Raw genomic sequence first — 13,430 nt, forward strand, 5'->3', positions numbered from 1 at the left:
TATCAATTGACACTCTCCTGGCTAAAGCCGAGGAGATTCTTGATTCGCAGAATCGACTTGCCGATGCAGAATTACTTCAACATCGGTAGCGGTCAATTCTCCACAAGCGTTCGGATCTAAGATCCAAGTTCCGATGTGCCCCGTCGTACTCAACCCCCGACTCAGGATGTTTTTAGCGGCGTTCCAATCTCTGTCAAGGACAAGCCCGCACCGACAAGCGTGGGTTCGCGTTGAGAGACTTTTCTTAACAATTGTTCCGCAACTAGAGCATTCTTGACTTGTTCCGTTAGCTGGCACAGCAATCGTAATTCTTCCGAATACTTTGCCAAAATATTCCAGCCAAATTCGGAACATATACCAAGAAGCGTCGTTAATCGATTTTGCCAGACAGTGATTCTTCACCATATTTTTAATCCTCAAATCTTCGTAGACTACACAGTCGTTAGACTGGATGACGCATCTTGCCAACTTCACGGCAAAATCTTTACGCTGTCTACTTATTTTGAGGTGGCGCTTTCCTAGAATTGCTCTAGCTTTTTTTCTGTTTTGCGAACCCTTAACTCGTTTTGAAACTCGTCTTTGGGCTTTTTTCAACCTGCGTTCTCCCTGGCGGAGGAAACGCGGGTTATCAACTGCAACGCCATGAGAATCCGTGTAGAACTCTTTGAGTCCCACGTCTAATCCGATGGTCTTTCCGGTAACTTCAATTTCTTCAGAACGGTCAACTTGCACGCAAAGCTGCACGTAATATCCATCTGCTCGCCTTACCAAGCGTACTCGTTTGATTTGACTGCGCTGGTAGAAATGCAAGTCGCGGGTTCCTTTTAACTTGAGCTTTCCGATTCCTTTTTTATCGGTAAAAGTGATTGATTTCCGGTCGTCTGCCAGACGCCAGCCCGTAGTCTTGTATTCGACGGAGCGGTTGTGTTTCTGGAATTGCGGGAATCCTTTTTTTCCTGGGACTTTCTTTTTACAGTTGTCGTAGAATCGGGAGATTGCCGACCACGCTCTTTCTGAGCTAGATTGTCGAGCCATGCTGTTCAAGTCATCGCAAAACGGAAATTCCTTAGCTAAAACAGCGCTATACTTGTTCAATGCGTATTTATCAACTTTTTCGTTTTCCATCCAAAATCGCAGTGCTTTGTTTCGGATGAACTGCACTGTTCTAATTGCTTCGTCTACAGCGTCAAATTGCTGTTTTTTCCCGTATGCCTTGAACTCAAAAACTAACATGACTTCGACCTCATCACGATAGTCTTATGCTACCAGAGTCGGCTTAACATCCCTCTAGTTGTTCACAAAGATTTACATGGTTTTACTTGACAGCGCCATCCTGAGAGCTCAGAAAATAGACTGGGAGGCTAAAGCCTCCTTGTCCCTTTCATCCCCGGACTAAAGTCACGGGGTTTTCAGGGTTTTATTTATAAAACCTTAACACTCCTCAGCAATAGTTGCGGGGATGAAAGGATTAGGAGGTTTAATCGGAACTTCCCCCATACACGGGGGAAGTTTGGTCTGAAACCATTACAGGGTAAGACTTTCCCGGAGGGGGAAAATCTTTTACATGACTACAATTTTCTCTAACCCTTATGTGGCGGGGTTTTTGCTTAAATTCATGATAGAACAATACTTTCGCCCTCAATATTAAGAAAATCTTAAATACATGACTACGGTTTGAGAGCGGTCAATTGGCTAAAACCGAGATGGGGAAAAGAATACAGCCCTCGGAACTCCCTCCGCAGGGGGTAAGTTCCGTTTAATCCCTCCAGTCCAGAACGTTAAAACTATTTCGCAAAAACACCAGACATCTGGGCCAAAGCTGAATGGCTTGCTGGGAATCAATTGTGCATAATTTGCACAACCACTTGACTTCAGCGAGATGTGAAGGCAGCATAAGAAGTAGACGCAACTTTAGTTAAAAAATGGTTAATAAATATCGATTAATTTATTCGCTTTTTTCATAATTGTGTCAGCGATTAACTAGGTAAAACTAAAGATCTAATAACCGCCAGGGGTTGAAACCCCTGTCGAGAGAGCGAAAGTCCTCTTGCATAGGACTAAAAGCCTTTTCCTATCAGCTTTTCAGTCGGTTTTAACCGACTTTCGCTGTCAGACGGGGGTTTCAACCCCCGGCGGGTTAAAGAGAATGGCGCAAGATGTCAGTTGTAACGCCGTATTCTCGTCCCAAACCCGCTTTCTGACTGCCCGCGCCTCGATTTTCAGCTTTTAGAGAGAGGTAAAAACTCGCCCGATCGCTACACTATTAACTAGGAACTCAGCAATTTTGGAGAAGAGGTGAATTGAAATTCGTTTCCGACCCGCAAATAAAAGTCAAAATCCGCAAAATGAAAGAGCGGGTGCGGTGGCAAGAACAGTCGATCGTCGATCGGGGAATAGACCAAACTCGGATGGTTTTAGAAACTCAAACCAGCGACTCTCCAGAGTTTTCGTTTTTAGTCGCAGGCGACAGCGGCACGGGCAATCACCGCGGCCACAATCCCCAGCGGCAAGTGGCCGAACTGATGCTCTCGGAGCGCGAAAATTGCCGTTTCCTCATCCACACGGGCGATGTCGTTTATCTCGTCGGTTCCAGCGAATATTACTTGCAAAACTTTATTCGCCCCTACCGAGAATTTATAGTCGGCGGCGAGCATCCCTCTCGGATTGCCTACGATCGCATGGTGTTTAACTTTCCGTTTTTGCCCGTACCGGGAAACCACGACTATTACGACTTGCCCATAGTCTACGGCCTTCTGTCGGCGACAGCTTTGCCGCTGCGCCGGCTGTTGGGTTCCAAGTTGGATCTCGATGTCGGCTGGCACGGTTCCGATCGCGGAAATGCCTACGCCAAAGCGTTTCTCGACTACCTGCAAGCTCACAAAATGCCGGAAGAACTCGATCGCCACCTAGACGCCCACTACAGCGCCAGCACCAGCACCGGCCGCTGCCTCCGCTACCAACCCGGACGCTTTACCCGCTTACCCAACCGCTACTACACGTTCCGCAGCGGCGGTATCGACTTCTTCGCCCTCGACTCCAACACCTTCAACGAGCCCTTGCCGATCCCGAAAACCAAACAGGGCGACCTTCGCCGCCAGAATTTGGAACTCGACCGGCAGAAGTTGGAACAAGAAAAATTGGCAATGCTCGAAATGTGCGATCGGCTCAACCCCCTAATTCCCGAGGAAGCCGAACAGCTAGACGACTTAGCCGCCAAATTAGAGCAAGTTGACGAAATCCTGATGGACATTGACAAACAACTGTCGCCCAACCAAACAGCGGCCACCGACGTTGAACAGCTCGAATGGCTGAAAAAAAGACTGATTGCGTCTTGGGCTGATTCCGAGGTGCGGGGGCGGGTAATTTACCTGCACCATCCCCCCTACGTGACCGAGACGACAAAGTGGAATCAAGCTCAAACTTTGGCGGTTCGGTGGCGATTGCGCGAGGTTCTCGACGGGGTGGCCGATGCTGTTGGGGATGTGGCGCGGGGGCGTCCGCTAGTAGATTTGGTGCTGACCGGCCACGCTCACTGTTTGGAATACCTGCGGACTGGGAATACCGGACACGGCGACTCTGGGATTCATTGGATTGTCTGCGGGGGAAGCGGCCACAGTCTCCGCCGCCAGCGCCCGGAAGGGCCGGTGTTGCAGGAAGTATCGAGTCCTGAAGCTTATCGGTGGGCGCGGCAGTCGGGTTCCGAAACAGCCAGCCGGCGGGTAGCGGAATCTTTGCTATTTGTCGGCCGCAGCGGTCAAGGTTCCCACAAACGCCGTCCTTATTCGTGTTTGCGGATTGATGTTCTCGACGGGTGTCCCCCGAAGTTCCGCATCCGACCTTTGGTTGTCGAACGATTTGAGGGGAAATGGCAGGAGATCTCGATCGAACCTTTTGTAATTTAACAAATGAAGTTGCCGTCAGGATCGGGCGCAGGCCGCAGCAAACGGCTTAATTCCTCAGCTTGAAACTCTCAAGATTCTCTCTCAAACCCGGAAAACTTCAATAGACTCGCATTGCATTCATGCGATCGCCGTAACAGGAAATTATCTGGGTTAATCAGCGTTAATCTGCCTTGCATCTGCGATCGATCTATCAATCAAAGATTAAAGCAATTGCTCGTCTCATCTTTGCACTCAACTTAATTCAGGAGAAAAATTCAATGATTGCTAACTTAACCGCCACCGGCTGGGAAATTATTTACCACCGCGCCCACGCTTTGCTCGCGGCGCAACTTGGCGGACAGTGGAAGCGCTCGAAATCTCCGGTTCGCCTTTACGAAACCATAGCGGCGATTTCTCATCACGACGATTTGGAGAAAGAGTGGGAAGAAAATATTTTAACTGAAGCGGGCGCGCCCTTTGATTTTACCTTGCAGACAGAAACCTCTCTGCCGAAAATTAAAGCCATGACGGAGAATGCCCTATATCGCGGTAGGTGGGTAGCCATGCTGATTTCTATGCACATGAGCTATCTCAACGAAGGCAAGCGGGGAGAGTCGAAAGAACTCGACGAGTTTTTGGACGAACAACTGGAAAATCAAAAAAAATGGCAAAAAGAGTTGCAAATTTCCGAGGAAGATGCTAAAGCAGCTTATGCTTTTTTCCAGTGGTGCGATCGGCTATCGTTAATTCTTTGCAGCCGCGAGTTACCCGCCGGAGAACGAGCTTTAGAAATTAGTGTCGGCCCGGACGGCAAGCGCTACGATATTGTACAGCACAGCAACGAACTCGTGACTGTAACTCCTTGGCCTTTTGAATGCGATAAATTTACTGTGAACGTCGAAGCGTGCCACTTGGATCGAGTCAAGTTCGACAGCAACCAGGAAATCAAGGAAGCGCTGCACAAAGCTCCCCGCGAAGTCTTAGAGTGGACTTTTGTCAAGTCCTAATTAAACCTTTGAAAAATAGGTGAGGCTTGTTGTAGAAGTTTAGCGGGCATGGCATTTGTGTAAACTTAATGTTAACACCATGTCTCATATTATGTCCGGTCGATTCCCTCCGCTTCGCTTCGCCCGAAATCAGGTAGGGGCGGGTTCACGAAAAATATCTGCCCATAACTGACAATCTCAAAAACCCGCCCTTTTAATCGCGGTCACTCGATCGGACATGATATCAATCAGCGTTATAGTTGAGTCTTGCTCCCCCTTAACTCCCCTTAATAAGGGGGGATAAGAACAGTCAAAAGTCGTCTTATTAAGGGGGATGCGATGGCGGTCGAAACTTGGATACAAACGACAAAAAATCTAGGGTTTGAGTTCAGCCATTACCGATTACCGATTACCTATTACCAACTATGAAACGTTCAGCTTGCCTTATTTTCAATCCCGTCGCCGGTAATAGCGACCCCGACCAAGACTTAGCTAGAATTCAGGAACTTTTAGAGCCTTTTATTGACTTAGACATTCGGCTGACAACCCCAGAAGTAGACGCAGATGACATTGCCCGCGAAGCAGTGGCTAGGGGAGTTGAGGCAATTATTGCTTCCGGGGGCGACGGCACATTGTCAGCAGTTGCCGGGGCGATTGTGGGTACAAATATTCCTTTAGGAATTATTTCGCGGGGAACTGCTAATGCTTTTGCTAATGCTTTAGACCTTCCAAATACAATTGAAGCCGCCTGCGCCACTATTTTGGGAGGGTTGACGCGGGTGGTGGATGCGGGGATTTGCAACGGTGAAATGCCGATGGTTTTGTTAGCTGGAGTGGGTTTTGAGGCGGAAACCGTCGAACTAGCCGATCGCGAAATGAAGAATCGCTGGGGAATGCTGGCTTACATTTTGTCAGGAATTAAACAGTTAAACAATTTAGAAAGATTTGAAGCGGAAATCGAAACCGATGATAAAATTATCAGCCTTACTGCTGTGGCGGTGACAGTGGCGAATGCAGCGCCGCCTACTTCCATTTTAGCTCAAGGGCCTGCCGGGATTATTTTTGATGACGGCTTGCTGGACGTAACGCTGGTGGCGCCTGAGAATAAAGCTGGGGCGATCGCAGCTTCTTATCACCTTTTGCAAACAGCTTTGAGCGGCAATCCTACAGATCGCGACGACATCGGTTATTTGCGGGCAAAAAAAGTAACAATTAGTGCCGATCCGCCTCAAAAAGTGGTTGTAGACGGCGAAATCATCGGCATGACTCCGGTTTCTATTGAGTGCGTTCCGGGAGGTTTAACTATTTTTGTACCGCGAGTTGAAGAAGAGCCCGTGGTGGAAAAACTCACCGGTTTAGCGGACATCGAAATTACATTGAAACCCGTAACTTAAAATTTTTAGGATCGTCAATTAAATAATTTCCCTTTTTTCTTGTGGGATGGGCGTCCCGCCCGCCCAGAAAGGACGGGCTATAAGAGCCCATCCCACAACAGTCATGAAAAGTGGATTTTATTTAATTCTCATCCCTTAGCGACACCAACAATAAGAAAGACCGCGCGGGCGGTCTTTCATTTTTAGGCGTCTAAAATTTGGCGAATGCGGCGCTCCAAACGTTCGAGGTCGAGTCCGCCTTCATCGCGGCTGATCCGGCGCACGGTGACGTTAACATTGCTCAAATCTGCCAGCAAATCTTGGAGGATTTCTTGTTGCTGCCGAGCTTGAGTTATTTCGCGCGGTTCCTGCACCAAATCGCGAACAATTGTATCTTCGGCGCGCGAAGCAACGATCGGGTCTGCTTCGCCATCAACGTGCACGAAAGTGCGCCGACCCGGCCCCCGTTCTTCTTCAATTGGTATTACTGCTGTTACTCGATCGGAGCGTACATATTTGCCAAATCCCAGGTGGACTAAGACAGAAGATTGTATTTTCATAGATAGCAACTTTTATTGGTTAGTTATCTATATTTTAACTTTTAAAAATTGGATATGCCAACTAAATTCGAGCTATCATTACTACAATATGTATCGGTTTTTTTCGAGATTATAGTGGTCATTTCGAGGAAAAAATGGTAATATTTTTTAGGTATTCCCACGCTGCGGCAGGGGTTAAAATATTCGCAGAATCCGACAGTCTGGCAGGGTTAAAATATTCGCACAATCCGACAATCCGGCAGGGGTTAAAATATTCGCAGAATCCGACAGTCTGGCAGGGTTAAAATATTCGCACAATCCGACAATCCGGCAGGGGTTAAAATATTCGCAGAATCCGACAGTCTGGCAGGGTTAAAATATTCGCAGAATCCGACAATCCGGCAGGGGTTGAAATATTCGCAGAATCCCACAGTCCGGCAGGGGTTAAAATATTCGCAGAATCCCACAGTCCGGCAGGGGTTAAAATATTCGCCTCATAGCGAAAGTCCTCTTAAGAGGACTGAAATATTTCTTAAAAATGATGCAAACTGTGAGTAACAACTTACCAAATAATGTTATTACATATCATGCAATTTCTGGGTTAAATCAAATTACTAAATAAAATATGATTCCATAGTCCTCTTGAGAGGACTTTAGCTATGAGACAGGGGTTTCAACCCCTGGCGGAATGTCGGAATATGGCAAATCTCGGACTGTGAGATTACTGTCGGAATATGGCAAATCTCGGACTGTGAGATTACTGTCGGAATATGGCAAATCTCGGACTGTGAGATTACTGTCGGAATATGGCAAATCTAGGACTGTGAGATTACTGCCGGAATATGGCAAATCTCGGACTGTGAGATTACTGTCGGAATATGGCAAATCTAGGACTGTGAGATTACTGCCGGAATATGGCAAATCTCGGACTGTGAGATTACTGTCGGAATATGGCAAATATCTGACTGTGCGAATCTCGGACTGTCAGTGCGCGACAGTTGGCTGATGCGTTAACATAAAATTCAAGCAGTTTGCGATCGCCCGCAGCGCATTTCAGGGACACAGCCTACCGATTTGAGATTTGAGCATTACGACCCCGGATAAACAGGAAGAACTCAATGATCCCAATTAGTCTCGACTTAGTTATCAGCCTCCTGACGGCAATTCCCTTCGGCACCGTCAAAGACAAGTTTCAGCGCAACGAAACTGTCATCAAAATCTTAAAAAGATTTAACCTCGACCCCGATGCTCCGCCGGCAGATTTTAGCGGAGTTTATGTTTATACTTTAGTAGAGTACGGCGCAGGCAAACCCAAGCAGATTTTAGAACTATTTCGCCAAAAAGAGATTGAATCAGCATTTCGCAAAGCTTTCGAGTCCGATAGCCCAGCCATTTTAATTCAAGCAGGCGATGACTTTCTCAACGAAAGTGCTTTGGGGCGAGAAATTCGAGATTTAGGCATTGACCCCAGACGGGAATTCATGGCATTTGCGGCCGTGTTTATGGAAGTCGCAAAACGGACGCGCACGCTGGGAGATGTGATGGTGGGAAATGCGATCGCCTCTTTGCAAAAACGCCTATCTATGGTAATGGATCGCATCGAACGCCTCCCCACGCTGGAAGGAATTCGCACCGAATTTGCGCGGTTGGAAGCCGAAGATTATCCCGCACTTCCCGCAGCAGCATCAACTAATATTCAAAAGTCTCAAGCCTTTATTTTATCGCAACAAGTTCGCGGTTGGTTTGAAACATTAAGTTATAAGTTTGAGAAATATGAAATCTGGGGAGATAACTATTTTGAATGGATTATCAATGTCCCGGTTAGACGCAATCGGTACGATCGCATTTTAGTGCGCGGAATTGCCGGAGAAGCGGGACTCAGAGACATCTTAGCCTTGCGCGAGTCGGTGGAAAAACAGCGCACCGATGAAGGATGGTTAGTCACCGCCCGCCGGATCAGTCGCGCCGCGCGGGATGAAGTTGAAAAAGATGAAAATAGCGATCTAGCTTGCTTTACTTTCGATGAATTGCTCGACCAAGATGCCGATTTTACCGCTTATCTGGATTGGCTGGAAACTGCAATCAAAAAGCGGGGAATTGATACTAAATACGTACCGCTAGCTTGTACGAAAGACGAAATCGACCCAGATACTCAGTGCAAAATAGGCGTCAGTCATTATGACGGGCGAGATGGCTGGATCGAAGGTTATATTGACCTGTGGTTGAATGACCCAGTAAAAGAACATATTTCAGTTTTAGGAGAATTTGGAACCGGGAAAACTTGGTTTGCGATGCACTATGCTTGGATGGCGCTGCAACGCTACCGAGATGCTCAAAAGCGCGGCTTAGAACGTCCGCGTTTGCCGTTAGTAATTCCTTTGCGGGATTACGCCAAAGCAGTTAGTGTCGAGTCGCTATTTTCCGAGTTTTTCTTTCGGAAGCACGAGATACCTTTGGCGGGTTATTCGGCCTTTGAACAACTGAATCGCATGGGTAAATTTCTGCTGATTTTCGACGGTTTTGATGAAATGGCCGCCAAGTGCGATCGGCAGGAAATGATTAACAACTTTTGGGAATTAGCAAAAACCGTCGTTCCCGGCGCAAAAGTCATCCTCACTTGCCGTACCGAACACTTTCCCGAAGCCAAGGAAGGACGGGCATTGTTAAATGCCGAACTGCAAGCATCAACAACTATTTTAACAGGCGAAACTCCTCAATTTGAAGTATTAGAATTAGAGAAATTTAACGACGAGCAAATTGGGCAAGCGCTGTCATTTCAAACAGAAGCGGCGACAGTGGAAAAAGTGATGGGAAACCCGCAACTATTGGATTTAGCGCGTCGCCCGGTGATGACCGAGTTAATTTTGGAAGCATTGCCCGATATTGAAGCAGGAAAACCAGTGGATATGTCGCGGATTTATTTGTATGCGGTGCGGCGGAAGATAGAGAGAGATATCAAAGCAGAACGTACTTTTACTTCTGTAGCAGATAAGCTTTATTTCTTGTGCGAGTTATCGTGGGAAATGCTGTCTACAGACCAAATGAGCCTCAATTATCGCGGTTTTCCCGATCGCATCCGCAGCTTGTTTGGTTCCGTCGTGCAAGAGGAAAAAGACTTAGACCACTGGCATTATGACATGATGGGTCAAACGATGCTGATTCGCAATGCAGATGGCGATTATGCTCCGGCGCACCGTTCGTTATTAGAGTTTTTTGTCGCTTATAAATTTGCAGCGGAATTGGGAGTTTTGGCTGCAGATTTTACCGAATTAGTTGCGCCGGAACAGTCTTGTGTCAACCCTGATGCAGCACCTCAAGAATATACTTGGTCTAATTATTGTCGGCTTCAGGCCCAGAAGAGAAATAAGGGTGAACTTATCGCAGCTTTGAAGGGATTTGCTGCTGAAGATTTAGGGCAACTTCGCCACAGTTTCGGACAAGCGCCGCTGACGAAAGCAGTCATGGATTTGTTGTTACCGATGGTTTCTGAAACTGGCGTTTTGCCTCTTCTAGAAATTCTGGCAGCAACGCGAGGTAAAACTGAAAGCGAAGTAGGCTACGTGGGAGGGAATGCGGCGACGCTGTTAGTAAAAAAGGACAATGCTGCTTTAGAAGGAAAAGACCTTTCTCATACCATCATTAAAGGTGGTGATTTTACAAAGGCTAGCCTGCGGCGCGTCAATTTGACTGAGACAAATTTATCAGAATCTGTTTTTGCTAAAGCGTTTAGTACAGTTAATTCTGTCTCATTTAGTCCCGATGGCAAACTGTTTTCTACAGGTGGTAGAGATGGTGTTGTTCGTTTGTGGGATGCAGTAAGTGCCAAAGAAATTTTAACTTGTCAGGCAGGTAAAAATTCAGTGCATTCAGTTGCTTTCAGTTCGGATGGTGAAAGGCTTGCCAGTGACAGTGTTGACAATAATATCCAGCTTTGGGATAGTCATACAGGAGAATGTTTGCGGACTTTCACCGGACATGAAAACTCAGTGCGTTCAGTTGCCTTTAGTCCCGATGGTGAATGGCTTGCTAGTGGCAGTTATGACAAGACTATCAAGCTTTGGAATAGCCATACAGGAGAGTGTTTGCGGACTTTAAAAGGACATAAAAATTCTATAAGTTCAGTTACCTTTAGTCCCGACGGTGAATGGCTTGCCAGTGGCAGTTTTGATAATACTATCAAGCTTTGGGATAAGCATACTGGAGAATGCTTGCCGACTTTTACCGGACATGAAAATTCGATTCTTTCAGTGGCTTTTAGTCCCGATGGTGAATGGCTTGCTAGTGGCAGTTATGACAAGACTATCAAGCTTTGGAATAGCCATACCGGAGAGTGTTTGCGAACTTTCACCGGACATGAAAATAGCGTGTGTTCAGTTGCCTTTAGTCCCGATGGTGAATGGCTAGTCAGTGGCAGTTTTGATAATAATATCAAGCTTTGGGATAGGCATACTGGAGAGTGTTTGCGGACTTTCACCGGACATGAATATTCGCTTCTTTCAGTCGCCTTTAGTCCCGACGGTCAATGCCTGATTAGTGCCAGCCATGATAATAGAATTAAGCTTTGGAATAGCCATACCGGAGAATGTTTTCGGACTTTGACCGGATATGAAAACGCGGTTATTTCAGTCGTATTTAGTCCAGACGGTCAATGGTTTGCCAGTGGTAGTAGTGATAATAGTATTAAAATCTGGGATAGCACTACTAGAAAGTGTATAAAGACTTTCAAAGGACATGAAAATAAAGTGCGTTCAGTCGCATTTAGTCCCGATGGTGAATGGCTTGTCAGTGGCAGTTTGGACAACAAAGTTAAACTTTGGAATAGCCATACAGGAAAGTGTATGAAGACTTTTATAGGACATGAAAGTTGGATTTATTCAGTCGCATTTAGTCCTAACAGTAAATGGCTAGTCAGTGGTAGTTATGACAATACTATCAAGTTTTGGAATAACCATACCGGAGAGTGTTTGCGGACTCTCATGGGCCATGAAGATAGAGTGCGTTCAGTGGCTTTCAGTCCCGATGGTGAATGGCTAGTCAGTGGCAGTAGTGACAATACTATCAAGCTTTGGAATAGTCATAGCGGAGAGTGTTTGCGGACTTTCACCGGACACAATAATTGGGTGAATTCAGTCACTTTTAGTTTTGATGGTGAATTGATTGCAAGCGGCAGTGATGACTACACTATCAAGCTTTGGAATAGCCATAGCGGAGAATGTTTGCGGACTTTCATCGGACATAACAATTCGATTTACTCAGTCGCATTCAGTCCCGAAAATCAACAGTTTGCAAGTGGCAGTGATGACAACACTATCAAGCTTTGGGATGGCAATACTGGAGAGTGTTTGCGGACTTTAACCGGACATGAAAACGCCGTTATTTCAGTCGTATTCAGTCCCAGCGGTGAATGGCTTGCCAGTGGCAGTGGTGACAACACGATTAAACTCTGGAATGTCAATAAAGGAGAGTGCATAAAGACTCTCACAGACGGACTTTATGAAAATATGAATATTGCTGGAGTTACGGGTTTAACGGAAGTTGAAAAAGCCACGCTCAAAGCTTTAGGGGCTGTGGAAAATTAATCACCGCAAAGGAGGAACTATGCAGTCAGCAATACGGATTACCACCAAAGTTATTGCAGGAAATAAACTCGAAATTCAAGTGCCTCCTGGTTCTATGGGCGAAGAGGTTGAAGTTTTTGTGATTATACCAGAAAAGCCTCCGGGGCGGCGTAAAGTGTTGGAATTGCTTACAGAAATCCGCAGCCGTCATGTTTCCAGAACTGTTGAAGAAATTGACCGGGAACTAGAATAAGAAAGAAACTCATGGGACAACTAAACCTACCATCCTCTGCTACAATTTAATTGGCTCAAGTGGAGATTCAATTTAAAGTATAAGTTAAATCACTCTGGAGGAAAAACAATGAATACTGCTAAATTATCGCTAGCTGATGACTATCAGACAGTCATATTACCCAAAGAATTCCATTTTGCAGGAAATGAAGTGTACGTCAAAAAAATAGGAGATGCTCTTGTCCTGATCTCGAAAGAAAATCCTTGGACAACTTTTTTTGATAGTTTGAATATGTTCTCGGACGACTTTATGCTAGTTAGGGAGCAGCTTCCTGTGGAGAGTAGAGAGGATTTTGAATGAGATTTTTACTGGATACTAACATCTGCATCTACATCATCAAGCAAAAACCCCAAAAAGTTTTCGAGAAATTCCAAACAGTTGAAATTTTTGATATCGGTATTTCATCTGTTACTATTGCTGAACTTGAGTATGGCGTTTACAAGAGTCAGCGTCAAGAGCAAAATCGGGCAGCACTTACTCAGTTTTTAATAACTTTACCAATAGTTGCTTTTGATGAAAGATGCACGCAAACTTATGGACAAATTAGAGCAGGATTAGAACGTCAAGGTATTGTCGCGGGTGCAATGGATTTGCTGATAGCTTCCCAAGCAATCAGTTTGGGGCTGACACTGGTGACGAATAATGTGAGAGAATTGTCCCGTATCCCAGGATTAACCTTAGAAAATTGGGTTGATTAGCGATCGCATTTTCCGTTGTGGCGCCAACCCCCGTAGGGGCGAAGCATTCGCGCGACACTCTAATAGAAAAAACCAGAATTAAACTATCCCAATGCTTCGCCCA

The 13,430-nt window shown here is 46.1% G+C and carries 10 protein-coding genes; 8 read left to right on the plus strand and 2 right to left on the minus strand.

The genetic code is table 11. The features are described from left to right. Positions 1-21: 21 nt before the first annotated feature. Complete coding sequence (locus OSC7112_RS08770; RefSeq protein ID WP_015175572.1) at positions 22-1,233, minus strand: RNA-guided endonuclease InsQ/TnpB family protein; 1,212 nt, start codon at positions 1,231-1,233, stop codon at positions 22-24. A 1,067-nt stretch (positions 1,234-2,300) separates the two neighbouring features. Between OSC7112_RS08770 and OSC7112_RS08775 the strand changes: the two genes are divergently transcribed. The 3 genes from OSC7112_RS08775 to OSC7112_RS08785 all read left to right on the plus strand — a co-directional run bounded on the left by OSC7112_RS08775 (position 2,301) and on the right by OSC7112_RS08785 (position 6,261). Then, positions 2,301-3,902: a metallophosphoesterase family protein gene (locus tag OSC7112_RS08775; protein ID WP_015175573.1), complete on the plus strand. Its 1,602-nt coding sequence runs from the start codon at positions 2,301-2,303 to the stop codon at positions 3,900-3,902. A 257-nt stretch (positions 3,903-4,159) separates the two neighbouring features. Next, positions 4,160-4,888 (plus strand): DUF3891 family protein, encoded by a 729-nt coding sequence (locus OSC7112_RS08780; RefSeq protein ID WP_015175574.1) that lies wholly within the window; start codon positions 4,160-4,162, stop codon positions 4,886-4,888. A 404-nt stretch (positions 4,889-5,292) separates the two neighbouring features. Beyond that, positions 5,293-6,261: a YegS/Rv2252/BmrU family lipid kinase gene (locus tag OSC7112_RS08785; RefSeq protein ID WP_015175575.1), complete on the plus strand. Its 969-nt coding sequence runs from the start codon at positions 5,293-5,295 to the stop codon at positions 6,259-6,261. Positions 6,262-6,443: 182 nt separating this feature from the next. On the opposite strand, the gene OSC7112_RS08790 is transcribed toward OSC7112_RS08785, so the two are convergent. Then, positions 6,444-6,800: a hypothetical protein gene (locus OSC7112_RS08790; RefSeq protein ID WP_006631047.1), complete on the minus strand. Its 357-nt coding sequence runs from the start codon at positions 6,798-6,800 to the stop codon at positions 6,444-6,446. A 667-nt stretch (positions 6,801-7,467) separates the two neighbouring features. Between OSC7112_RS08790 and OSC7112_RS37995 the strand changes: the two genes are divergently transcribed. From OSC7112_RS37995 to vapC, 5 genes are all read left to right on the plus strand, one after another. Beyond that, positions 7,468-7,785 carry a hypothetical protein gene (locus tag OSC7112_RS37995; protein WP_015175576.1) on the plus strand — a complete coding sequence of 106 codons (318 nt, stop codon included), beginning with the start codon at positions 7,468-7,470 and terminating at the stop codon, positions 7,783-7,785. A 112-nt stretch (positions 7,786-7,897) separates the two neighbouring features. After that, positions 7,898-12,358: a WD40 domain-containing protein gene (locus OSC7112_RS08795; protein WP_015175577.1), complete on the plus strand. Its 4,461-nt coding sequence runs from the start codon at positions 7,898-7,900 to the stop codon at positions 12,356-12,358. Between the two features lie 19 nt (positions 12,359-12,377). Beyond that, on the plus strand, positions 12,378-12,590 hold the full coding sequence (locus OSC7112_RS08800) for a hypothetical protein (RefSeq protein WP_015175578.1): 213 nt from the start codon (positions 12,378-12,380) through the stop codon (positions 12,588-12,590). 108 nt (positions 12,591-12,698) lie between these two features. Next, positions 12,699-12,929, plus strand: a complete 231-nt coding sequence (locus OSC7112_RS08805; protein ID WP_015175579.1) for an antitoxin — start codon at positions 12,699-12,701, stop codon at positions 12,927-12,929. Continuing rightward, positions 12,926-13,327 carry a type II toxin-antitoxin system tRNA(fMet)-specific endonuclease VapC gene (gene vapC / locus OSC7112_RS08810; protein ID WP_015175580.1) on the plus strand — a complete coding sequence of 134 codons (402 nt, stop codon included), beginning with the start codon at positions 12,926-12,928 and terminating at the stop codon, positions 13,325-13,327. Before OSC7112_RS08805 ends, vapC begins: the two co-directional genes overlap by 4 nt. Positions 13,328-13,430: the final 103 nt, after the last annotated feature.

Source organism: Oscillatoria nigro-viridis PCC 7112, assembly GCF_000317475.1.
GTDB classification, from domain to species: Bacteria; Cyanobacteriota; Cyanobacteriia; order Cyanobacteriales; family Microcoleaceae; genus Microcoleus; species Microcoleus nigroviridis.

Coding starts and splice junctions, on each gene's coding strand:
- OSC7112_RS08770 (WP_015175572.1), bottom strand. CDS start 1,233: ATGTTAGTTTTTGAGTTCAAGGCATACGGGAAAAAACAGCAATTTGAC.
- OSC7112_RS08780 (WP_015175574.1), top strand. CDS start 4,160: ATGATTGCTAACTTAACCGCCACCGGCTGGGAAATTATTTACCACCGC.
- OSC7112_RS08785 (WP_015175575.1), top strand. CDS start 5,293: ATGAAACGTTCAGCTTGCCTTATTTTCAATCCCGTCGCCGGTAATAGC.
- OSC7112_RS08790 (WP_006631047.1), bottom strand. CDS start 6,800: ATGAAAATACAATCTTCTGTCTTAGTCCACCTGGGATTTGGCAAATAT.
- OSC7112_RS37995 (WP_015175576.1), top strand. CDS start 7,468: ATGTCGGAATATGGCAAATCTCGGACTGTGAGATTACTGTCGGAATAT.
- OSC7112_RS08795 (WP_015175577.1), top strand. CDS start 7,898: ATGATCCCAATTAGTCTCGACTTAGTTATCAGCCTCCTGACGGCAATT.
- OSC7112_RS08800 (WP_015175578.1), top strand. CDS start 12,378: ATGCAGTCAGCAATACGGATTACCACCAAAGTTATTGCAGGAAATAAA.
- OSC7112_RS08805 (WP_015175579.1), top strand. CDS start 12,699: ATGAATACTGCTAAATTATCGCTAGCTGATGACTATCAGACAGTCATA.
- vapC (WP_015175580.1), top strand. CDS start 12,926: ATGAGATTTTTACTGGATACTAACATCTGCATCTACATCATCAAGCAA.